At 73.0% G+C, this 21,433-nt stretch carries 16 protein-coding genes; 8 read left to right on the plus strand and 8 right to left on the minus strand.

What is annotated here, in order from left to right; all coding sequences use genetic code 11:
• Nucleotides 1–4: 4 nt before the first annotated feature.
• From AC07EQ_RS10220 to AC07EQ_RS10230, 3 genes are read right to left on the minus strand one after another with little or no spacing between them, the layout of a single operon-like run.
• Nucleotides 5–2,260: a vWA domain-containing protein gene (locus tag AC07EQ_RS10220; protein ID WP_478387683.1), complete on the minus strand. Its 2,256-nt coding sequence runs from the start codon at nt 2,258–2,260 to the stop codon at nt 5–7.
• Nucleotides 2,253–4,973, minus strand: coding sequence for a CHAT domain-containing protein (locus tag AC07EQ_RS10225; protein ID WP_478387684.1), 2,721 nt, complete (start codon nt 4,971–4,973; stop codon nt 2,253–2,255). The genes AC07EQ_RS10220 and AC07EQ_RS10225 overlap by 8 nt, the downstream gene beginning before the upstream one ends.
• Nucleotides 4,970–7,738, minus strand: coding sequence for a hypothetical protein (locus AC07EQ_RS10230; protein ID WP_478387685.1), 2,769 nt, complete (start codon nt 7,736–7,738; stop codon nt 4,970–4,972). The genes AC07EQ_RS10225 and AC07EQ_RS10230 overlap by 4 nt, the downstream gene beginning before the upstream one ends.
• Nucleotides 7,739–8,041: 303 nt before the next feature.
• Between AC07EQ_RS10230 and AC07EQ_RS10235 the strand changes: the two genes are divergently transcribed.
• Entirely contained in the window at nt 8,042–8,824 is a 783-nt protein-coding gene (locus tag AC07EQ_RS10235) for a hypothetical protein (RefSeq protein ID WP_478387686.1), read from the plus strand.
• Nucleotides 8,821–10,557, plus strand: coding sequence for a hypothetical protein (locus AC07EQ_RS10240; RefSeq protein WP_478387687.1), 1,737 nt, complete (start codon nt 8,821–8,823; stop codon nt 10,555–10,557). Before AC07EQ_RS10235 ends, AC07EQ_RS10240 begins: the two co-directional genes overlap by 4 nt.
• A gap of 278 nt (nt 10,558–10,835) precedes the next feature.
• Here the strand turns inward: AC07EQ_RS10240 and AC07EQ_RS10245 are convergent, their stop codons facing one another.
• A complete protein-coding gene (locus AC07EQ_RS10245; protein ID WP_478387688.1) occupies nt 10,836–12,812 on the minus strand; it encodes a hypothetical protein in 1,977 nt (658 codons plus the stop codon).
• A 102-nt stretch (nt 12,813–12,914) separates the two neighbouring features.
• On the opposite strand from AC07EQ_RS10245, the gene AC07EQ_RS10250 reads away from it, so the two are divergent.
• Together AC07EQ_RS10250 and AC07EQ_RS10255 are read left to right on the plus strand one after the other, a co-directional pair.
• Nucleotides 12,915–13,901: a hypothetical protein gene (locus AC07EQ_RS10250; protein WP_478387689.1), complete on the plus strand. Its 987-nt coding sequence runs from the start codon at nt 12,915–12,917 to the stop codon at nt 13,899–13,901.
• A 112-nt stretch (nt 13,902–14,013) separates the two neighbouring features.
• Nucleotides 14,014–14,238 (plus strand): hypothetical protein, encoded by a 225-nt coding sequence (locus tag AC07EQ_RS10255; protein WP_478387690.1) that lies wholly within the window; start codon nt 14,014–14,016, stop codon nt 14,236–14,238.
• Between the two features lie 63 nt (nt 14,239–14,301).
• On the opposite strand, the gene AC07EQ_RS10260 is transcribed toward AC07EQ_RS10255, so the two are convergent.
• The gene (locus AC07EQ_RS10260; RefSeq protein ID WP_478387691.1) at nt 14,302–14,619 is read right to left on the minus strand and encodes a DUF6191 domain-containing protein; all 318 of its coding nucleotides are present in this window, start codon (nt 14,617–14,619) and stop codon (nt 14,302–14,304) included.
• Between the two features lie 44 nt (nt 14,620–14,663).
• Nucleotides 14,664–15,752 carry a hypothetical protein gene (locus AC07EQ_RS10265; RefSeq protein WP_478387692.1) on the minus strand — a complete coding sequence of 363 codons (1,089 nt, stop codon included), beginning with the start codon at nt 15,750–15,752 and terminating at the stop codon, nt 14,664–14,666.
• A 371-nt stretch (nt 15,753–16,123) separates the two neighbouring features.
• Between AC07EQ_RS10265 and AC07EQ_RS10270 the strand changes: the two genes are divergently transcribed.
• Complete coding sequence (locus AC07EQ_RS10270) at nt 16,124–16,987, plus strand: NAD(+)/NADH kinase (RefSeq protein ID WP_478387693.1); 864 nt, start codon at nt 16,124–16,126, stop codon at nt 16,985–16,987.
• Nucleotides 16,988–17,003: 16 nt separating this feature from the next.
• Here the strand turns inward: AC07EQ_RS10270 and AC07EQ_RS10275 are convergent, their stop codons facing one another.
• Nucleotides 17,004–17,471 (minus strand): DUF6194 family protein, encoded by a 468-nt coding sequence (locus tag AC07EQ_RS10275; RefSeq protein ID WP_478387694.1) that lies wholly within the window; start codon nt 17,469–17,471, stop codon nt 17,004–17,006.
• A gap of 180 nt (nt 17,472–17,651) precedes the next feature.
• Between AC07EQ_RS10275 and AC07EQ_RS10280 the strand changes: the two genes are divergently transcribed.
• Together AC07EQ_RS10280 and AC07EQ_RS10285 are read left to right on the plus strand one after the other, a co-directional pair.
• Nucleotides 17,652–19,115 (plus strand): xylulokinase, encoded by a 1,464-nt coding sequence (locus AC07EQ_RS10280; protein ID WP_478387695.1) that lies wholly within the window; start codon nt 17,652–17,654, stop codon nt 19,113–19,115.
• Nucleotides 19,116–19,196: 81 nt separating this feature from the next.
• On the plus strand, nt 19,197–19,547 hold the full coding sequence (locus AC07EQ_RS10285) for a DoxX family protein (RefSeq protein ID WP_478387696.1): 351 nt from the start codon (nt 19,197–19,199) through the stop codon (nt 19,545–19,547).
• A gap of 107 nt (nt 19,548–19,654) precedes the next feature.
• On the opposite strand, the gene AC07EQ_RS10290 is transcribed toward AC07EQ_RS10285, so the two are convergent.
• Nucleotides 19,655–20,104, minus strand: coding sequence for a hypothetical protein (locus AC07EQ_RS10290; protein ID WP_478387697.1), 450 nt, complete (start codon nt 20,102–20,104; stop codon nt 19,655–19,657).
• 134 nt (nt 20,105–20,238) lie between these two features.
• Between AC07EQ_RS10290 and AC07EQ_RS10295 the strand changes: the two genes are divergently transcribed.
• A complete protein-coding gene (locus tag AC07EQ_RS10295; protein WP_478387698.1) occupies nt 20,239–21,378 on the plus strand; it encodes an AI-2E family transporter in 1,140 nt (379 codons plus the stop codon).
• Nucleotides 21,379–21,433: the final 55 nt, after the last annotated feature.

A 21,433-nucleotide genomic window follows, 5' to 3' on the forward strand; every position in this document is an offset into this window, starting at 1 on the left:
CACTTCAGAGGTCGTATGGGTCGTAGGACCGCTTCGGTCTCGCCGGAGTTCCACTGTGGACCGGCTTGCCCCGGGCGGGTTTCGCCTTGCGGCGCCGGGCAGGCCGGTCGTGGACGACCAGTTCCACGCCGTCGGCCAGTTCGAGCGAACCGCCCGGGGAGAGGCCGAGCGGTTGCCCCGCCGGGCCGGTCAGCACCGGCCCGCCCGCGGCCCGCCGCACCCGGTAGCGATCCCCGCCGGAACCGCCGGTGATGCGGGTGTCGGCGGCGCTTTCGCCGCGGTGGACGCCGAAGCGGAACTCCGCCCCGTGCTGGTGCGCCTTGACCGAGTTGCCGGTGGGCTGGCCGTGGCGGCGCAGCTCGACCCGGATCCCGCGGACGTCGCGCTCGGCGTTGCGCCGCCTACTCCGCAGCAGGGTCGCCCCGACCGCCGCGACGACCGCGGCGAAGAGCAGGATCCAAAGCCACCAAAGGGTTTCCACGAGCGTCGGCGGTGCCACCACTTCGCGCTCGAACACCGGCTCGCGCAGCACCTCGCCGGTGGCCTCGTCCACCAGCCGGATGCGGCCCTGGTTCGAGCCCAGCGCCGTCGCGGGGTCGAAGGTGAGGGTGAAGCCCAGCCGCTGCGAGCCCGCCGCCGGCGGCACCACCAGCTTCTCCGGCGACGCCTGCACCAGCGCGCCCTGGCTGAGATCGGTCACCTCGAACCGGAGCGTCCGGGGCTGACCGGTCGCGTTGTTGACGTCGACGCTGCCGTTCAGCGAGGTTCCGGCGACGACTTCGCCGCCCGCGCCATCGAGGTTCAGCACGGTCTGCACTCCTCCCGATTCGGACGAGACCCGGGTGGGCATGATCTGGTGGTCACCGCTCACGCCGACGCCGGTGATGCCGGCGGCGAAGTCGAGCCGTCCCTTCGCGGTCGTGGGCACGACGATCCGGCCCCGGTACTCGCCGTTACTGTCCTCATCGGACAGTTCGACCGGCGGGAGCGGCGCGAACCCGTCACCGCTGAGTCCGGCGGTCAACGTCAGGCCCGTCAGCTGCGCCGGGTCCTTGATCGCGGTCCTGGCGCCGCGCACCTGCATGAAGAACTCCACCGTCGACCCCGGGGCGGGGTTCTGCGGCGTGAAGTACGGCATCGCGCGGACCGCGCCCTGGAACACCGTCGTGGCGCCGACTTCCTGCGGCGGCACGCCCGGCGACGAGGTCAGCCGCACGGTCCAGCGACCGGGGACCGGGTTGCGGATCCGCAACGCCTCGGCCTCGGTGTCCTGACCGCTCAGCTCGAAGTAGGAGCCGCCGGGGTCCCCGGTGGCCGCCAGCTCGACCTTCGCGCCGTTGGGGTCGAGGTAGTCGACCCGGACCCGCCGGTCGCGCTTGAACACCAGGATGGTGCCTTCGCTGGCGATCGCCGGGACCTCCACCGGCAGGTCCACGGTCCCGCCGGAAGGCAGCTGCCCGGGGACCGGCTCCCCGACGCTCGTGCAGCGGGCCGCGCTGGACGCGCGCCCGATGGCGCCCCACAGGTCCGCGGATTGCTTGATCACCGTCGCGTGCGGCTTCTCGGTGCGCAGCCCGCAGCTGTGCTCCGCGGCCCCGGTGGCGAACCGGTCGAGCTGTGCGGGGTCGGCCTGGCCGAACCCCAGCGGCCACACGCTGACCCCGGCCTGCTTGAGGGAGTCCAGCACGCCGCGCAGCCGGAACCGCGCCTCGGCGTTGCGCTCGTCGGCGGTGGTGCCGTAGCCGGGGCTGTCGGTCACGTCCAGCACGCCGTCGGTCAACAGGTAAACGATCTTGGGCTGGTCTTCCCCGCCCGGCGCGCTGAGGGTGCTCAGCGCCTGGCGCAGGGCCTCGACGTGGTCGGTGCCGTTGCCCTCGGCCGGGGTGCGCCGGTGGATCCCGCCGACGCATTCGGCGAGGGACTGCCGGTTCTGCGGCGAATCCGTCACCGTCGGCGCGCAGATCGGGTCGACCGCCGACCGGCCGGGCTCGTTCGCGCTGCCGAACCCGAACACCGACACGGTGGAGTCCCGGGCGGGCTCGCCCTGGACGATCACCCGCGCCGCGTCCCGCTCGGCCGCGACGTCCTGCTCCTCCAGGCTCCCGGACTGGTCGACCAGCAGCACGATCCGCACCGGCTTCAGCGCGGGCGGCGCGTCCTGCGCCGACGCGGGCGGCATCGCGGTCAGCGGCATCGCGCAGGCCAGCAGCGCCGCTGCCCCGGCGATCCACCGCCCGGTTGCCGATCGCAATTCACGCATCCTTTCTCCCGAGGTGTCGAAGGGCCGCGTCCCACCAGCGGGAAAGCGGCTCGTGCCAAACCTTCTGGGGTCCGACGTCGCCATAGAGCGTCCACACCGCCCAGCGCGCCGGATGCCCGCCCGGGCCCGCGTGGTGCTTTTCGTGTTCCTCTTGCAGTGCGAGGAAAAGCGCCGTGTCGCGCGGGTGGCGGCGCAGCTTCTTCTCGAAGCTGTTCAGCACCCGGGCGGCGACGTCGTCGAGCGCGTCCCATCGCGCGGCCACCACGGAGGACGCTCCGGCCAGGAACGCGGCGCGGACGAAGCCGGTGCGTTCGTCGCGCCCGATGCGCTCGGCCATCCCGGACTCGCACGCGCCCAGCATCAGCGTGCCGGTGCCGACCAGGTTCATGGCCTGGAACTCGCGGGCGCTCAGCTGCCCGGATTCGCCCTCGGGCGCCAGGAGGAGGATCGAATCCGCAGCGGAATCCGGCTGGAACAGGCCGTGACCGTCGACGCGGACCTGGCGGTACCCGCCGGGGGCCAGCGCCTCGCGCAGGGCCGCCGGGGTCGCCGCGGCCCGGTCCAGCACCTTGCGGCCGGGTACCTCCTCGGCCGGTTCGAGCGCCTGCTCATCGACGGTGTCGGGGTCCGCCGCATTCGGCTGCACCAAAAGCAGCTGGCGGCCTCGCGTGCCCCGCTGGCCGCGAGCACGCCGACGCAGCGGCCGCCTGATGGACAGGCACGGAAGGTCGGACAGCGCGTACTCGCCGCCGAGCAGCTTCCCGGCCTCCCCGGGGCAGGGCAGCAGCGCGAACGGGACCTCCGCGAGATCACCACCGGCGACCACCGCGATCCGCTCGACGTGGTCGGGCAGCTCACCGAGCCGACCGATCCCGAGCAGCCCCACAACGGCGTTCAACTTCTCGTCGAAGACCGACCGCGCGGCCTTCCCGGGCGTGCGCAGCCGCCCCTCGAGCCGGACGCCGTCGCGCCAGCAGTCCTTCAGCTCGTCGATCGCGTTCGCGAGGCCGATCTTGGTCCTGCCAGGTTCTCCCGAGACCAACGTGTGCCGCACGTGCAACCCGAACGGCCCGCTGCGCCAGATGAACGCGTGGTGGACCCCGTCCGGGGTGGCGTGCAGCATCCAGATCAGCTGCTTGCGGGGAAGCCCGCGCACCGCCCGGCGGATCCAGCGCCACGCCCCGGCCAAGTCGCCGGTGCCGGGCAGGTCGCGCACCGGGGGCTCCTCCCCGGGCAGGATCCGGGGCAGGATCGCCGAACCCCTGGCGGCCTCCATCGCGATGACCGCCGCGGCGACCGCGTACTCCTCGCCGCGCTCGATCGCGCGGTCCGCCGCCTCGACCCGCTTGTCGAACTCCGTCGGGTTCGCCAGCAGCATCCGGATCCGGTTCTCGTCGTCCTCCTGCTTCGCCGCCAGCCCTTCCTCCAGCCCGTGCGCCTCGGCCCAGGCCGCCGCCGACCTCACCAGGTGCTGCTCGCGGTGGGCGGTGTCCAGCTCGCGGAGCAGGTCGTGGGCGTCGCCCGTGCGCCGCAGCGCGCTGATCCGGTCGACCACCGGCGCATCCTGCGTCTCGGCGCTCTCCTGGAAGTGGCGGCCCGCCTGCGCGGCGGTGGCCGGGTCGTGGTCGAGCTTGGCGGTCGCGAAAGCGATTTCGCCTGCGGCGAGGTGCCATTCGGCGACGTGCCACCCGGTGGGCTCGGGCGGTGCCTGCTCGGCGAGCAGCAACCGCTCCGCCTCGTCGAGCCGCTGCTTGGCCTCGACGCGCCGTTCGGCTTCGCCGGTTTCGGCGAGCCGCCAGGCCGTTTCGGCATACGCTCGGGCGGCTTGCAGCAGGTGCCCGCCCATTCCGATCACGCTGTAGCTCTCGGCATTCGGATCGAGCCGTTGCGCGGCGTTCCGGTTCTCCTCCGGCTGCGCGGACTGATTCGCCGCCTCGTAGAGATCCTTCATCAGCTCCGCGTCCACGGGAGCGTGCAGCAGGCGCAGCAGGCGGACGTTCGCGAAGAGGAAGGGAAAACGCATCGCCGGGTCCGGCAGGTCGTCGAGCGCGGGCGTCAGCTCGGCGAGCGCCTTCTCGTACCACCCGTCCATCCGCAGCGCTTCCGAGCGGATCAACCTGGCCTGCGGCGAATCGTCGTCGCCGCGCACGGGCTTCGGCACGGCGCCGCGTTGCAGTTCGACCGCGCTGATGTCGAGCTCCACTGCGGCAACGGCTGTGTCGTCGCCCAGTTCCGCGAACGCCGCGCGAGCCTCGCCGAGGTGGTCCAGCGCTCTGCCGGTGTCCTGTCGCTGCGCGGCGGCAATGCCGCGGAGTCGGTGCAGCTGGGCTTCGTCCGCGCCGCGCATCGGCTGCTCGGTCGCGATCCGCTCGATCTCGTCGACCTCGGCGCCGATCCACGAGTCGTCGCCCAGCACCAGTCGCGTCTCGGCGCACAGCAGCCGAAGCTGGAGGTCTTCCCAATCCCGGCCCAGGTATTCCTCGCAGCGCTCCAACGCGGTCGTGCTGTCGCCGAGGATGCGCAGCCGGCTCACGTGCTGCACGGCGAGCGTGGTCATCAACTCCGCCGGCTCTTCGGCGGCGAGCCGGACCGCCTCCCGGTACGCCAGGTCCATCGCTCGCGCATCGCGCCTTGCGAACGCCTTCCGCGCCGCTTCGATCTCCCGGGCCAACGGCGTGCCGTGGTCCACTACGAACTTCCTCGGTCCGGTCATGAGGCGCATTCCTCCGGAATCTTCGGCGGAATCCCGTCGTCCGGCCGGCACTGCGTGACGAGCACGACCTGGAAAGCGGGCCTGATGAAGACCGGGGACCGGCCGAACGGCCCGGATCCCCAGGCGCCGCCGGCACCGGGTGGCAGGCCGAACACGATGTCCTGATCGGGGTCGGGCGGAGCGCCGACGGAACCCGTGCCGAGCAACGACCAGGCCCGCTCGTCCTCGGGGACCGGAACCAAGCCGGCTCGCACGGCGGCGTCCGCCTGCGCGAAGGGCACCGCGATCGGCTGCGCGATCTGAACGCTCACCAGATCATCGGGCTCGATCGCCCGGACCTGGTGCGTCGGGCGGTCGGACGCGACGTAGACGGTCGCGGTGCCGGGCACCTGCCGCTGCAGCTCGCCGTACGTCATGACGAACGAATCCGGCACGGCCGCCAGCCGCGACAGGTCGACGCCGGACAGCTGCGCGGGCCGGTCGACGCCGAGGTAGGAGTGGCCGGGCAGCTCCACGACGAAACCCGACTGCGGCGGCTCGGTGGTCTTGGTGACCCAGCCCTCGCCGAAGCGGTACCCGGTCCCGCCCGGCTCGGGGTAGCTGTAGAGGAAACCTGGCGCGTTCTCCAGCCCTTGTTCCGGGGCCTCGCTGTCGCGCTTGACCAGGTCCCGGAGGCGGCCGAGCATGCCGGCGCTCACGACGACGTCGGTCTGCCGCACCCGGCCGGCCTCCAGGTGCTGCACTGCTACCGACGCGACCGGCTGCCCCTGCACCTCGACGCCGGTGGACGTGCCGTGCTCGTTGGACCGGTACCCGACCTCGAAGCTGCGCGGGCCGCCCTCGCCCCGGAACCGCGCCTCGCCGAAGGGGATCTCCCGGCGGGGCGGGCCTTCGGTCCTCACCGAGGCGCCGTCCGGGCCGCGCCGGACGACCCGCGTCAGCCCCTCCGGCGACCCTTCGTCGCCGAGCTGCCTGATCCGGGCGGTTCCGGTGGCCGGGTCGACGTTGGTGGCGGCCGGGTCGATCGGCTCGGCCCGCCGCAACCCGGGCGGCAGCGGGTTGTCGGCCGGCATCCCGTGCCGCTTCAGGGCTCCGCCGAGCGAGACCCCACCGTACACATTGGACAACCCGCAGTCGGTGAACGCGGCCGACGGAACGGTCAGCACCGACTCCGGCCGGCCGGGCAGCGACACGGAGGCAGGCCGGGCGCGCTCGCGCAGGTCGCCGTTCTGCGCGTGCCAGTCCGCGAACCGCAGATCGGAGCGGATCTCGTCGTCCGGCAGCACCGGCAGGCCGGGCCCGCTCCCGGAAAGCCAGTCGAGCGCGCCGGACCAGCGCATCAGCTCTTCGAGTCGCCAGAACTCGGGCTCGTAGTCGGCGACGTCCGCGTAGTGCCGATCCCACCAGGCCGACGCGCGGCCCATGCGGTAGGTGGGTTCGACCTCCCGACCGTCCGGCCCGTTCGACCGCACGAACAGCCGGGTCGCCTGGGCGCCGACGTCGACGCCGTCCGGCCGGTAGCCGAACGCGCCGTCGGCCTGCCCCAGCCACAACCGGGCGGATTCCCGCGGCGGCGAACGCTCCCCCACCGGCGGGCAAAGCCCGGGCGGGGTAGGCACTGCCGGGTTCGGCACGAACCCGGGAACCGCCCCGGAGGGCACCCCGGTGCCCACGCCGGCCACCCAGTCCTTCATCACCAGGTCGGAGTAGAAGGCCGTCATGCCGACCTCGGTGCCGTCAATTCCCCCGTCGTAGCGGGCCTCGTTGACGGCCGGGATCCCGCGCAGCACCTTGTACAGCGCCCAAAGCCGGGTCCGGTCCGCGGGCAGGCCCCGCGCGCGCAACTCATCGGCGGACGGACCGGTTCCGAACAGGTGCTCTTCGGCAAGCTGGGCGAGCTCGGGATCCAGGTTCCCGCCCGCGACCTGACCGACCAGCTCGGGCGCCAGTTCGGGAATCGCGGCGTGGATCTCGTCGACGCCCGCAATGCCCTTGGGATCCAAGGAGAATCCCGGCCCCGCTCCGTTCTCCGGTCGGTATCCGCGCTGGAGCACGGAGACGTCCTCCAGGCTGACAGCGCCATCGGGCAGGTCCGGCCAGTCCCAGCCGGCCGCCCAGACCTGGCCGCCCCGCACCTCCAGCCGCGAGAGGTGGTTGGTGTCGGCCAGGAAGTCCTCCAGACCCGCCCGCCGGTCGACCGGCGCCTCGCGGTATCCGTTGGCCGCGCGGAACTCCCCGGTGGGGATCTTGGTCTGGGCACGCAGCTCGACCTTCTGGTTCTCCGGGCGAATCCGGTACTCGTGCACCTGCACGTCGGCCGGATCGGAACCCGCGTCGACGCGGTGCTGGTCGAGGAGGCGGCCCAGGGTTCGGGCCGAGTGCGGATCGTCCGCCGGGGCGAGCAGGTGCAGCGTCCTGCCGTCGAACAGCGAGCGGCCGGGGCCCACGGGCTGCTCGACGAGCCCGTCGAACAACGGATCCCGCAGCGGCGTCGTGTCGTGCATGGCGTCGACGATGCGGTCCTGGTCCATACCCAGCGACGACGCCAGCGCGAGCCTGGCCCAGTCGCGGATCTGCTCATCCGCCTCGGCCGGATCGAGCCCGGCCAGCCAGGGCGCGGACTTCGAGTACGAGACGAGGTGGACGCCCTCCTCGGTCGTGCCTCCCGGTCCCGCCGAGGAGCAGGCGTCGGTCACCAGCAGCGCGAGCACCATCAGCCACCCGGTGGCGGCGGTGCGCCACCGTCGGCGGGTCGGTTCGGTCATGGCTGCCTTCCGTGATCCGCGGTCCGCAACGGCCTGTGATCGTGCACTGACGGACGGGGAGGGGTCCCCGGCGTCGCGAAGCACGATGGGTGCCGTTCGGGGGCGCGTCCGCCGCGGTCGAAGCGCCGCCCGTTCCGGTCGTCCGTCAGGGGTTGTCGTCAGAGCCACCACGCATGGCGTCCCTCCTTTCCGGTCCGGTCCGGCACGGTCCGCGGGGCGGCCGGGTTCGGCCTTTCCGGGCCGGACAACCGGATGGCGAGCCGTCGCGGCGCGGCGGACACACGGCGAGCACGGAGGAAGCTCATGAGCGTCGTCACCTGGGACGGTCACCTGCGGATCGACCACGTCCCGGAGCGCGGCACCGTCGCCGTGACGCTGCTGACCACCGAGCCCGCCTCGGAGGTGGAATTGCGCAGCGGACTCGTCGCCGGGTTCGCGACATCCGACCCGGAAGGGCCGCCGACGTTCGTCTCGGTCGCGTTGCGGGACGACGGAATTCCGGACGACGTGGCGGAATTGCTGGGACCGCGCGTGTCGGCGGCGGTCGCCGACGCGGTCGCCACGGGCGGTCGCGGCGGCTGGCTCGAGCTCGAGCTCGGCGAGGTGGACGGCCTCGCCGAGTCCTGGGCGCCGTACCGGGCGGCGGCGCTGAGCCCGGCGATCCCGGCGCCCCGGGGCACGTTGGGCGCCTGGGCGGGCGAGCTGTGGACGCGGCTCGACCTGGCGGGCTGGGCCGACGCCCTGCGGGGCCCGGAACCGCGGTTCAGATCCGGGAGGACCGGCGGCGAACGCGAGCCGGTCCGGTCGACCTGGCGGTTGCCCGACGAGCTCGCCGCCGCTGTCGGGGTGGATCCCGAGGTCACGTGGGAGATTCGACCGCGCGCTGGGGGTGCGGTCGAAATCGGCCTGGGCGTTCGTCCCGCCGGCGGCGGGGCGAACGCCGTGCTCCAGGCGAGCCTGGACGACGGCTCGCAGCAGTGGCAGACGTTCGAGCCGGACCCGTCCGGCGTCCTGCGCGCCCGGCTCGTCGTGCCCGGCGATCCGGTGGGCGTGCGGTTCCGCTCCGAGAGCCGGAGGCCGGCATGATTTCACGCGACGAGCTGGTGGCGGCCGCCATCGAGGTGCTCAGCACGATCTACGCCGGCGACCTGCACACCCTGGCCGACAAGTTCGGTTCGCAGTCGGCGCTGCTGGACGCGGCCGTCGACCGGGCCTGGAAGGTGGCCGGGAAGCTGGAGAAAACCCCTGCTCCGGTCAACTCGGACGAGTGCGGCGTGCTCGTCGCGTCGTGCCTGACGTGGGGCCGCTGGCATTCCGGCGTGCACGGCAGCACCGGCAACGCGGTGGCGAAGTTCCGCCGCTACCGCAGGTTTCCCGCTCTGCCGTACGACGTCCTGGTCCGGGTGGGCCGGGCCGACTCCGACGACGACCGCACCATCGCGCTGCTGGCCCGCACCGTGCGCGTCCGGCGGCTGATGGCCGACGTCCGCCCGGTCGGCGAACCGGAGCTGCTGCTCAACGTGGTCGTGCCGGCGATCGTCGAGGCGCTCGTGGAAACCCCCGGGCAGCAGGAGGTTCCCGACACCGACGCGGCGGGCGTCGTCCTCGGTGTACTGGAGGACGGGGCCCGGCTCAAGGCCGAATACCGGGCGGCGGGGCTACCGACGCCGAGCGCGGGAAACACGCTCCCGGTCAACGGGAACGCCGACTTCCTGATCCTCCTCGCCGCCTACCGGGTCGCCACCGCGGCGCGCCGGGGCCTGCCCGGCGCCGACCCGCTCGGCGAGTTGGCGAAAGCGGTGCCCGAGCTGGCGAGCATCCTGAACAGGGCGATGACGCGGCCCGCGGGTTCCGCGACGCGACGCGGGCCCGACGAAGCCGATGCGATGGTGGCGATCGACCAGTTCGCGGTGCACCTCGGCAGCGCCGGGCCCGGCGGCCGCGCGGCGGTCAAGCGCGTCGGCGCCGTGCACCGCGTGCTGAACCACCGGCTCCACCTCGACGAGAACTCCGACCAGGTGCCCGTCGACGACCTCGACCAGCGGCCGTCGCCCGGCGGGCGGGATCACGGCGACCGGCTCTCCGACGTCGAGCAGCTGGCCGCGTGGTTCATCGCGAACCTGTTCGCGGGCGCGGAACCGGCCGCCCGGGACCCGCTGCTGGCGTGGCTGCGCAGCAAGCACGATGAATACCCGAAGACCGGGAGCCTGCCGGCGCTCGTGCGCAGGCTGCGAGTCGCGACCGACCGGCTCACCCGCATGGCGCAGGAGGAACCCGACGAGCTCGCGACCGCAAGACCGCCCTGGCCGCAGGGGATCACCCCGGGCCAGTTCAAGGACCTGACCGCGGAACTGGCCGCAGCCGCCGACCCGTCCGCCGTCGACGGCTGCACCCTGCCCGGCGTCCACCGGTTCGCGCTGGCCGCCTTCCCTCCACTGTGGTCGGATCGGCCGCCCGCCGTCAAAGCGCTCACCGGCAAGCTGGTGGCGGAGCTGACCCCGGGCGACAAGGCGGAGAGCACCGCCAAGGCCCGTGCCAAGGCCGCGATCATCGTCGGGCACGGGGCGCGGGCCCCGATGCAGTTCGTGGAGCGATCCACGCGGCCCCAGAACGAACCGTGCTGCCCGGGCACCGGCCGACCGGGCTCGCCCCGGGAACCGGTTGCGGCGGACGAGACCTGCCCGCACCGGCCGTGGGGCGAGACCGGCCTGGTGGAGAACTACCGCTCGCTCGGCGCAGCTGCGGACATCGCACCGGACGCGGCGCGGCGGCAGCTGGAGCGCTACCAAGGCCCCTGGTCCGAGCTGCTGCTTCCATAATCCCTTGCCGGGAAACGGTTTCAGATCCTGCTTGGAAGTGGTTGTGTTCTTTGCTTTTTGAAGCGCCGAAGGCGCTTAGCCCACCTACGCAGCTCGCACCGCCGCGGGTTCTCAGACGGTGCCCGCCCTTCCGGGCTACTGGGCGAGGCCAGTCCCCGATGCCGCGTATTGGTCATGCATAAGTCGGGGATCCCGGAGTCCAGACGGCGGCCGTAACTCCCGCAGGGGGCCGCCACCCGCACCGCCACGCAGAACGAGCCTGGAAACAGCCTCTGAATTCAGCCGATGGCGGCGAGGCGGCGCCGAAGGTCGGCCAGCAGCTCGTAGTGGCTGTAGCTGGCCACGTCGCCGCCGGTGACCCGCCGCACCCAGCCCTCGGCCACCGCGAGCAACCGCCCGGCCCGCTCGGCCTCGTCGGCCTCCGCCACCCCGGTCTCGACGGCCGCGAGCAGCGCGGGCACGGCGAGCAGGCAGAAGTGCGCCGCGGGCTCGGTCGCCCGGGCCAGCAGGTCGGCGGTCTCCCGGTCGTCGAGCGCCTGGCGGATCCAGCCGTACCCGCGTTCCGCCCAACCGGCGGCCTTCTCGTGCTGCCCGGCTTCGGCGGCACGCCTGCTCAGGGTCGTCGTCGCCCGGGTCGCGACCTGCAGCGACTGCCGCAGCGGCAGGAAGCTCTGCGTCCGCTTCCAGTACAGCTCGCGGGCGGGGATGACGGTGTCGGCGAACAGCTCGACGGCCGCGAGCAGATCGCTCTCGTCGCCGGGGTGGGAGGCCAGGTAGGACGCGTAGTTGTGCAGGTGGTGCCCGACGGCCAGCCGGGAGTCCGGGTCGCCGGACCAGTCGCGGGTGATCTGCAGGATGCGCCGGTAGGCGGCCCAGGTGCGGCGCAGCCAGTCGTCGAGTTCCGCGGGCGGCGGCAGCTTCGCGTCGGGGGCGGCGGCGTTGGTCCGCCGCACGACGTTGATCTCGACGTTGGCCGACGAGATCGCCTCGGCCGCGGCGCCCCGATCCACGACGCCTTCCTCGGCCAGCTCGATGCACCGCTCGACCTGAGCCATCAACTCCTCGACCACGCCGCCCAGTTCGTTGCGGCGGTCGTGGCGCATCGTGTGCACGGTCATGTCGGCGGCGCGGCAGCGCGCGAGGACCGCCAGCGGATCGCCGGGCCCCAGGCACTCGGTCGCGAGCGCCGCCACGTCCGCGAGCAGCGGCACGATCGCCGCCCTGGTCCGCTCCCGCTCCTCGGCGTCGAACTGCACCTGCCGCAGCACGGTGAGCAGCCCGATCAGCACCGCCCGCCGCGCGAGCACCGGGAGCCCGGCCAGCTCGGCCGCCGCGGGGATGCGCGGCAGCACTCCCGGCCCGCTGCCCGGGTCGAGCAGGTGTCCGACCTGTTCGACGTAGCGGTCGACCTGCTCGGTGGGCGGCACGAGCGCCTCCACGACGAGCTGGCCGGGACAGCGCTCGCTCAGCCACAGGTGGCTGGAACTGCGCCGCGTTCCGATGGCCATGAGCTCGCGCAGCAGCCGGTCCACCACCTCGCCGGGCACGTCCGCGCCGAGCAGCCGCGCGGTGCGGTCGGCCAGTTCGAGGTCGCGGGGCCGCGACGAGGTGCCCGCGCCGCCGTCGACGTGCGGCCCGCCGACCTCGCAGCGGGTGAGCGGCAGCCCGGCGGAACCGCCGGCGAGCGGCAGGAACCAGTCGAGGAGCAGCTCGCGCTGGATGGTGCGGGCCCGGATCGCCGCGGCGACCAGGGCCGGTTGCGTCCGGAAGGCTTCGAGGACCAGCGCGGCCCACGCGGCGAGGCGCGATCGGGCCGGCAGCTCCGATCCGTCGGCGGCGACGAGCAGCCCCATCCCGGACTCGACCGCGCGGACGACCGGGTCCAGCAGCCGGTTCGTCGCGGTGAGCACGACCGCGGCCTTGGTGTCGGGCCCGAAGCGGTTCAGCGTGGCGTTCGGGATCTCGTTCGGCAGCGACCCGCCCGGGCCGGTCACGGCGACGCGGTCGACGATGGCCCACGAGCCGGGTTCCGCGGCCGGGGCCCCGGCCGCGCGGCCGCGGGCCCGCAGCGGGGCTCCGCGCGCGATCTCCGACAACGTGATCTTGTTGTAGTCGGACACCCAGGTCCGGGGGCCGAACGGGCCGTTCTCCCACGGCACGCCGAACAGCGGCGCGAGCTTGCGCGCGAGTCTCGCCGGAACGATCTCGGACCTCGCCTCCGGGATTTCCGGCACCTCGGCGGGCAGCAGGCCCATTCACCCCTCCTCTACTCACGCGACATGCGCATCGTATGTCGCCCCATTTTAATCGAAAAAACCCGTGACGATACTTTTTGTGTTCTCGTAAAATTACGGGACATGACGACAGTGCTTCCAGACCTTCGTCCCGGCGGCGGCCGGTCGCAGCAGGCGGTCGGCATGCCCGAGCTGCTGCAGGTGATCTGGCACGAGACGCGCGCGAGCCGCGCGGCCATCCACCGTGCCCGCCCCGACACCCGCTGCGACCTGCGGATCAGCGCTTCCGCCCCGGACCGGGAGCTGATCGGCACGATCCTGCTGGACGGCGACTGCGCCTGCCGTGACCTCCTCGTCGACATGCTCGTGGAATGCGACCGGCACCTGTCCGACCGGGCGGGCCTGCTCGGGAACCCGCTGGGCGCCGCGCGCGTGCACGTGCGCAAGAAGGCCGTGCACGACTGGATCCGGCGGCGCCGGACCGAGGTCGGCGCGCAGGCCCGGGTCGACCGGATCCGCACGTCGGCGCTGGCGCTCGGCCTGCCCGACGAGTTCCACCGCGCCCTGCTGGAATACCTGGCCGACGAGGCGGGCGTGATGGCGCCGCTGGACAGCGAGGACGCCCTGCACCGCCGGCTCGCCACCCGCTGCGCGGCCGAGTTCGGCGGCGCGGCGGAGCACTACCGCGCGCGGGTCGCGGCCGGCATCACCCTCGTCGAGCGGCACTGCCGCGCCGGCACCCGGGTCAACGCGGGCACCGCCGCCGAACCGGACAAGGTGACCTGGTGGGAGCGCTACATCGAGCGCCCGATGGGCCGCAGGCCGCGACGCACCGACAAGCCGCTCGCCACCGCCGCCCCGGAGTGCGGCGACGGAACGCACCAGCTGCCCGAGCCCGCCGGTGCCGACGCCGCGGACTTCGACGCCCGGGTCGTCGCGGTCCTCGTCGCCGCCCTCCGCCGCCAGCCCGTCACCCCCGACGCGGCGCTGCGCGCCGGGCTCGACGACCTGGTCTCGCAGGGCCTGCTGCCGCAGCGGTGCGCCACCGAGCTGTGCTCCGACTGCAACCGCTTCGCCTTGGCCGCCAAGGAGTTGTCCGCGCTGCGCTGACGCTTCGCCCCCTTCCTGAAGCATCCGAACGGCGAAAGGGGCGAAGATGCACCGAGGTCGGCCGCGACTCTCCCGGCGGGAGGGCGGAAGGACCGTTCAGGGGCGGAGGGCGGTGGTCGTCCTGACGTTCACCGGGAACATCGGCACGATCTCCGCGGCGATCGGCGCGGCGGCGAACACGCCGATGCTGGTGCAGGTGCTGCTGGTGCTGGCATTCGCCGCAGCAGTGGGGCTGCTCGCCTACGGGGCGGGCCGCAGCCGGCACCGCGCCGGACCGGCGGCGCGTCGCGTCCTGCACCTGCGCATCGGGCGCGGCCGTGACGATCTGCCCGAATGACCCGCGGAACCCTTGTCCGGCAACACGATTCGTCCCCCTGCGAGGCCGGGACGGCCCGGCGGGCTACGGTTGCCCGCCCGGGCCGGCACCCGGAACGTCGCGCCGCAGGATCACGATCCCGCGGTCCAGATCGACGTCCTGGCTCGGCGGCGCACCCTGGGCTTCGTCGTCGCGCATCATCGACATCGAGTCCCGGTGGTCCAGCTCCATCCGCTTCGTCCCGTAGAGGAAGGCCGTGACCTCGTCGACGTAAGCGCCGGACAGCGGGGTACCGGAGCGCTTCCGGCGCCGCTTCTGCAGCAGCTCGTATCCCCCGACCGCGACGACCAGCAGCACGCTGCCCGGGATGGTCCACAACAGCGCTGCCTCCACCGAGTCCACGCAACACGAACGATCCGGCAACGGCGCGCGTTCCCGCCGGTCGATCAGCCGCCCGCGAGATGCGCCGCCAGTTCGAGGTTCGCCACGGCCTCGGCGGGAGTGCGCCGGCCGTGCCCGCAGGCCGCCGCGACCCCCGCGACGCGCTGACCGAGCGCGGCCTCCGCCAGCGACAGCGCTTTCGCGGACAACTCGGGTTGCCGCTCGTCCACGCAACCGGCGATCACCTCGATGCCGCGAACGAGCCCGCGGAGCGGGGCGTAGGCGGCGGTGTCCGCCAGCGGCGGCTGGTCGCCGTGGGCCATCGGGATGTGGACGGCCGGCATCCGGCGGCCGAAGACGCGCAGGCGCGCGGCCAGCGCGTTGATCACCAGCACCGCCGGCCCGAGGTCCTCGGGGCCGAACAGCGACACGTGCCCGAGATCGCCGTGGCACAGGTGCAACGTCCACCGCGCGCTGCTCGGCGCCGAAACGATCACGCGCGCGAGCTGGAACGCCAGCAGGTGCGCGAGCACCGGCCGCACCGGTTCCGGCGCGCGGTGCAGGGAGTAGAGGACCGCCGGGGATTCCAGCTGCAGCGCCACTTCGTCCGTCCCGTGGCGCTGCGCGACGGCGGCCACCTCGGCGGAGATCATCCGCTCGAAGAGCGGGAAGTACCGCAGCACCCGCGCCGGGGCGCCGAACGTGAACACCGCGAGGTCCAGCGGCGACGGCACGCTGACCTGCACCGGCGGCAGCGGCCCGGGACCGGTGTCCAGCTCCCGCCGGGACGCGACCGCCGGGGAGACCTCCGCCAGCCGGCCCAGCTCGATGTCCTCGACCGTCAGCCGGTGCCCGTGCCGCACCCGGTAGAGCGGCATGTCCGCGTAACTCGCGCACTCGCCCGACCGGACCACCTCGAACGCGGGTATCTGCGCCCGCGACATCAGGAAGCGGACGATCCAGCGCGGATCGGCGTCGCACGGCACCGCGCTCAGCCGGGCACCGGCGGAGTGGTCGAGCACCCACCGCATCCGCGTCCGCGGGTCGGGGTCCAGGCCGGTCGGCAGCGAGCCCACCAGGTGCACGAAGCGCGGCAGGGCGGTGCGCAGGCCGGCGGCACGGGCCTGCGGTGCGGGGTCGAGTCGCGAAGTCATCTGGGACCTCCGTGCGTTCTGCGCGGCGAGCGGCCGGCTCGGGAATGGTGATCGGCGACGATTGGGCCGTTGCGGCTGTGGCACGGCGCCCGGTTCACGACCGGGAGTGTCTCGAAGGCCGAGGGGACGTCCGGTCCGGCACCGCTTGCGGGCGACCGGCTTCCGGCGAATCGTTGTGGTGGAACGATTCGATGATCGCATCGCGCCGCCCCGGATGTCTCGCACCGCCGGGGGAACCGGCCGCAAACCATCCGGTCCGGTGACGGGCGCATCGGACCGAGCACCCCACGAGCGGGCTACGCACCACAGTGGACTGATCAACTTTATCATCTACAGTGGACGACCACACTCGGACCGGAAGGCGGCTGGCGATGGGACTGATCGAGGCGGTCGGCCTGGTGCTGCACCCCGCGCGGCACCGCCCCGACGTGATCGGGACGATAGCGACCTGGGCGCGCGCCAGGGACATCGAGGTGCTCGGCACCCCGGCGGAAGTCGCCGGCTACGACCGGCCGATCACCGCAGTGCCGCCCGCGCAGCTGGCCCGGCGCGCGAACCTCCTCGTCAGCCTCGGCGGCGACGGCACCATGCTCCGGGCCCTGCGGCTCGGCTGCGAACACCAGACCCCGGTGCTCGGCGTGAACCTCGGGCGGCTCGGCTTCCTCGCCGAGATCGACGTGCCCGAGCTGGACGAGGCGCTGTGCGCCATCGACGAGGACCGGTTCACCGTCGAGACCCGCTCCGGGATGCGGATCAGCACCGCCGACCGCGAGGTGGTCGCGTTCAACGACATCGCGCTGGTGCGGGTGCCCGGCCACGGCATGGCCCTGGTCGAGGTGCAGGTGGAGGGGCACCCCTTCGTCAACTACGCCGCGGACGCGGTCGTCGTCGCCACGCCCACCGGCTCGACCGCGTACAGCTTCTCCGCCGGCGGCCCGATCATCTCGCCCGGCGTCGAAGGCCTGCTGGTCACGCCGGTGGCGCCGCACTCGGTCTTCAACCGCGCGCTCTTCCTGTCGCACCGGGAGAAGCTCGCACTGCGCGTCCTGCCCACCAGCAGCGAGCTCGGCGTGGAGGTGGACGGGCGGCTGGTCGCGCACCGGTCGGCGGGCACGGTCCTGGACATCACCGTCGAACCCGCCGCCGCCCGGGTGGTGCGGCTCGGCCGCACCACGTACTACCAGCGCGTGCAGCGCAAGCTCCACCTCACCGGCTCGGCGGCCGAAACCACCTGAGCCGCGCAGGCACCGGTCAGGACCTGGCCTTCCGGGCCTTCTGGTTGGCGTGCTTGCGGGCCGCGAAGCGGTGCGCCTCGCCGAGCAACCGCCGCACCTCGTCGGCGGTTTCCGGCCCCGGGTTCACCACGCACACCCAGTACTGGGAGGCGTAGTGCGGGTGCGGCATGACCTGGTCTCGCGCCGCGTAGTCGAACTCCGTGACGAGCACGCCGCTTTCGTCGCGGGTCGTGGGCGCCGGGCCGAACCTCTTCGTGTAGGAGTCCTTGGTCAGGCCGATGTTGATCCGGTAGGCGCCCGGGTGGTCGAGGTCGGAGACCGCCTCGTAGTGGTCGCCGGTCACGATCGTCGCGAACGGCGACCAGCGGTCGTCGGGGAGATCGCCGTCCGGGTCGTGGACGAAGAACGCGTCCCCGGCGTGCTCGACGGCTCGGACCCCGTCGAAGGTCTCCTCGATGTATCGCTTCGCGTCGGTGGCTTCCACCGGCAACCTCCTCGTTCTCACCGGTCTCGGTCCTTCAAGTTTCTCATTGAAACTGCTTTTGAGACTTTTCCGAGAAATCTCCGGTGAACCCGCAGCTCGACTCCGGAGAACCTTCAAATCGCAGTGCACGGACCGCGGGTGCCGGACCGGGCCGCGCGGGGCCGGTGGTAGTTGTTGCTCATGCACGCACCGGAAGTGATGCTGGGGATCGACGTCGGGACGACGGCCGTCAAGGTCGCCGCCTTCGGCCTGGACGGGACGCCGGTCGCCGCGCACACCGCGGGCTACCCGATCGTCCGGCCGCGGCCGGGTTGGGCCGAGCAGGACCCGCTCGACTGGTGGCGCGGTTGCGAGGCCGGCATCCACGCCGTCCTCGCCGGGCTCCCGGCGGGCGCGGTGCGGTCCGTCGGCGTCGTCAGCCAGGTGAACACCCACGTCTTCGCCGACGAGCAGCTGCGCCCGCTGGCGCCGGCGATCATCTGGCAGGACCAGCGCTGCGCCGAGATCGCCCGCGAGCTCGACGCGCGGTTCACGCCGGCGGAGAAGACCCGGATCTGGGGCGGGCCGATCGTGCTCGACGCGTCGTTCGCCGGGGCCCGCGCGGAGTGGTTCGCGCGGGCCGAACCGGCGAAGTGGGCCCGCACCCGGTGGGTGCTCAGTCCCAAGGACTTCGTGATCGCGAAGCTCACCGGCCGGCTGGCGACCGACCAGCTCTCCGGGGTTCGCGTGGCCGGCTCCGCCGGGTACCTCCCGGAAGCCGTGGGGCTCGTCGACGGGCTCGCCGAGAAGCTGCCGGAGATCCTCGAACCCGAGGCCCCGGTCGGTCGCGCGACCCATCCCGCGCTGGGCGCGGCCGAGGTCGCGGTCGCCACGATGGACGCGTTCAGCGCCGTCTTCGGCAGCCGCACGACCGAGGCCGGGCGCGGCATGGTGCTGTGCGGGACGTCGCTGGTGGTCGCCGGCGCGTCGCACGAGTCGGTGCCGGTCGGGGAAGTCGTCACGTTCCCGCCGCGGCACGGGCTTTTCGTGCACGCGGGGCCGACGCAGGCCGCGGGCGACGCGCTGCGCTGGTGGGGCGAGGTCGCGGGCCTGAGCATCGAGGAGGTGCTCGCCGCCGCGGCGACCGGAACCCCGGGAGTGGTCTTCACGCCGCACCTGATGGGCGAGCGCGCCCCGCTGTGGGATTCCGACGTGCGGGGCAGCTTCTTCGGGCTGAGCTCGGCGACGTCGACGGCCGACATGTCCCTCGCGGTCCTGCAGGGCGTGGCGATGTCCGGCCGGCACGTGCTCGACGCGGTGGAGCGGGCCTGCGGAAACCCGTTGTCGTCCCTGACCTTCTCCGGCGGCGGCGCGCGAAGCGACCTGTGGACGCAGATCCACGCGGACGTCTTCCAGCGCCCCGTCGAGCGGCTGCGGGTGCACGACAGCGCCGTGCTCGGCGCGGCCCTGCTCGGCGCCGTCGGCGCGGGCATCTACCCGGACATCGAGACCGCGGCCGCCGGAACCGTCGCGGTGGACCGCGTCTTCGATCCCGCACCCGGCGCCGACCGCCTGGCTCCCCTGTACGAGGCCTACCGCGGCTCGCACGCGGCCCTGCGCGACCTCCACGGCCACCTCGCGGAATGGCGAGCCGCGAACGCCTGAGGACCGGGCCTGTCACAACTCGGCGCGCTACCCCGTCCCATCGGCGAAGGCACTGATCGCCCGATCGAACAGGGAGCGAACATGATCGAACCGTGGTGGCCGCTGGCCGTGCTGGCCGTCGTCCATTTCGGCGATGCACTCCTGTGCATCAAGCCCGTCGAATTCGTCCGCCAGTGCCTCGTCGGCGTCGGCTTCCCCGAGCGGTACTGGTGGCTGCTCCCGGTGCTGAAGTTCGCGGCCACCGCGGGGCTGGTCATCGGCATCTGGTTCCGGCCGCTGGCGATCCTGACCTGCGCGGCCCTGGTGCTGTACTTCCTGATCGCGTTCGCCTCGCACGTCCGCGCGAAGGACTTCGGCCGGAACCTGTTCCTCAACTGCACCGGCATGCTCGTCGCCTGCGGCGCGGCCCTGGTCTTCAGCATCGTCGCCTGACCACCCCCGGCGGGCCGGCGCGGATCGTCCACCGATCCGCGCCGGCGCGGAGTTGCGCGGCCCCGGCACCGGAAAAGCGTTGCCGCGCAACCGGATCACCGGGCGGGTCAGGCCCGTCGCAGCGCGTCCGCGTCCTCGAAGGTGAGCGCCTGGTAGATCGCGGAGAGCAGCTTGAACGCCTCGCCGTGGCCGGTGCTCCCACCGCACGGCGCGCCCTCGTCCTCGCGATCGGCGCCGGTGGAAGGGCGGACGGACGTGGCCACGGACGCGATGATGCTGTTGCAGAGCGTCGCGAGCCTCCTGTGCTGCTCCTCCGGCGAGAGGGAAGCGAGCGCGCCGAAGAGCGCCTTGGTCGCCTCCCCGGGGCTGAGGCCGCTTTCGTGTTCGGGGAACCGGATGTTGAACAGCGGAACTTCCCCGCCGGTCCGGAGCTTCGCCGGGTCCGGCTCCACCCGGAGCTGGCCGACTAGCTCGGTGAGCGTGATGCTCCCGGCCTCCACCGTCTCCCCCACACTCGTTCGCAGAGCTTCCTCCAGGTTCGGAAGCTTGGGTGCCATCTCTTGCTCCTCGGTAAAGGCTTTCGCGATTCGGGTGCGCGCACCCGAATCGACCGTACGAACGCGGCAACGCCCACGCAGGCCGAAAGCGGACGCATTCCCCCCTCTGCCGGTGAAGATCACCGGCACGTTTGATGATCAGCACCGCGGGCCAACCACGGGAGGTGGACGGTTCGGGGCGGGGCGATGTCGCGGGGTCGGTTCCGCGCGGCCTGCGCGTCGCCGCGGCCGTGGGATGGCGGCTGCTGGTGCTGGTGGCCGTCGCCTGGGTGCTGTGGCAGGTGTTCAGCCTGCTCTACGGCGAAGTCATGTCGGTGGCGGTGGCGGCACTGCTGGCCGCGTTGATGTCGCCGGCGGTGCGCTGGCTGGCCCGCAGAGGGCTGAACCGCACGCTCGCGACCATCGCGGTGCTCGTCGGCGGGCTCGCCGCGCTCGGCGCCGTGCTGGCCGTGGTGATCAACACGCTGGTCGCGGGGCTGGCCGGGCTGAGCGAGCAGCTGGTGGCCAGCTTCCAGCAGATCCACACGTGGCTGATCCGGGGGCCGCTGAGCCTGAGCCAGCAGGAGCTCAACCAGGTCTTCCAACAGCTTTCGGAGGCGCTGCGGATCGACCGCGGCGGCCTGCCGACGACCGCGCTGGCGACCACCGGCACCCTGCTGCGGTTCCTCGCCGGCGTGCTGCTCGGCCTGTTCACCCTGTTCTTCTTCCTCCGCGACGGCGACTCGATCTGGCGGTTCCTGGTGCGGGTCACGATGCCGCGCGCGATCCGGTTCCGGGTGCGCACCGCGGGCGAGGACGGGTTCACCACGCTGGTCGCCTACGTCCGCGCGACCGCGGCGGTGGCGTTCACCGATGCCGCCCTGATCGGCATCGGGGCCACCGTGCTCGGCGTGCCGCTGCCGTTCGTGCTGGCCGTGCTGATCTTCCTCGGCGCCTTCGTGCCCTACATCGGCGCGGTCGTCACCGGTGGCCTGGCGGTGCTGGTCGCGCTGGCCGCCAACGGCGTGATCACCGCGCTGATCCTGCTCGCCGTGGTCGTCTGCGTGATGCAGCTGGAAGGGCACGTGCTGCAGCCGCTGCTGCTCGGCCACGCCGTGCGGCTGCACCCGCTGGCCGTCGTGCTCAGCGTGACCGCCGGTTTCACCCTCGCCGGCGTCGGCGGCGCGGTCCTGGCGGTGCCGCTGGTCGCCACGGCGAACACCGTCATCCGCGCCCTGCACGACCAGGCGCGCACGCCCCCGGAACACGGCGGCAACGGCCACCACCAGCCGTGACGCAGGAATGACCACCGCGCGGAACGGGTACTGCCGGTGCACGCCCGAAGTTGTG

The organism is Saccharopolyspora sp. NPDC045839 (assembly GCF_056431645.1).

Bases quoted from the DNA above. Each gene is read 5' to 3' on its own strand.
- AC07EQ_RS10265 (WP_478387692.1), bottom strand. From the start codon at position 15,752: ATGACTTCGCGACTCGACCCCGCACCGCAGGCCCGTGCCGCCGGCCTG.
- AC07EQ_RS10225 (WP_478387684.1), bottom strand. From the start codon at position 4,973: ATGACCGGACCGAGGAAGTTCGTAGTGGACCACGGCACGCCGTTGGCC.
- AC07EQ_RS10270 (WP_478387693.1), top strand. From the start codon at position 16,124: ATGGGACTGATCGAGGCGGTCGGCCTGGTGCTGCACCCCGCGCGGCAC.
- AC07EQ_RS10230 (WP_478387685.1), bottom strand. From the start codon at position 7,738: ATGACCGAACCGACCCGCCGACGGTGGCGCACCGCCGCCACCGGGTGG.
- AC07EQ_RS10280 (WP_478387695.1), top strand. From the start codon at position 17,652: ATGCACGCACCGGAAGTGATGCTGGGGATCGACGTCGGGACGACGGCC.
- AC07EQ_RS10235 (WP_478387686.1), top strand. From the start codon at position 8,042: ATGAGCGTCGTCACCTGGGACGGTCACCTGCGGATCGACCACGTCCCG.
- AC07EQ_RS10220 (WP_478387683.1), bottom strand. From the start codon at position 2,260: ATGCGTGAATTGCGATCGGCAACCGGGCGGTGGATCGCCGGGGCAGCG.
- AC07EQ_RS10245 (WP_478387688.1), bottom strand. From the start codon at position 12,812: ATGGGCCTGCTGCCCGCCGAGGTGCCGGAAATCCCGGAGGCGAGGTCC.
- AC07EQ_RS10240 (WP_478387687.1), top strand. From the start codon at position 8,821: ATGATTTCACGCGACGAGCTGGTGGCGGCCGCCATCGAGGTGCTCAGC.
- AC07EQ_RS10250 (WP_478387689.1), top strand. From the start codon at position 12,915: ATGACGACAGTGCTTCCAGACCTTCGTCCCGGCGGCGGCCGGTCGCAG.
- AC07EQ_RS10295 (WP_478387698.1), top strand. From the start codon at position 20,239: ATGATCAGCACCGCGGGCCAACCACGGGAGGTGGACGGTTCGGGGCGG.
- AC07EQ_RS10285 (WP_478387696.1), top strand. From the start codon at position 19,197: ATGATCGAACCGTGGTGGCCGCTGGCCGTGCTGGCCGTCGTCCATTTC.
- AC07EQ_RS10290 (WP_478387697.1), bottom strand. From the start codon at position 20,104: ATGGCACCCAAGCTTCCGAACCTGGAGGAAGCTCTGCGAACGAGTGTG.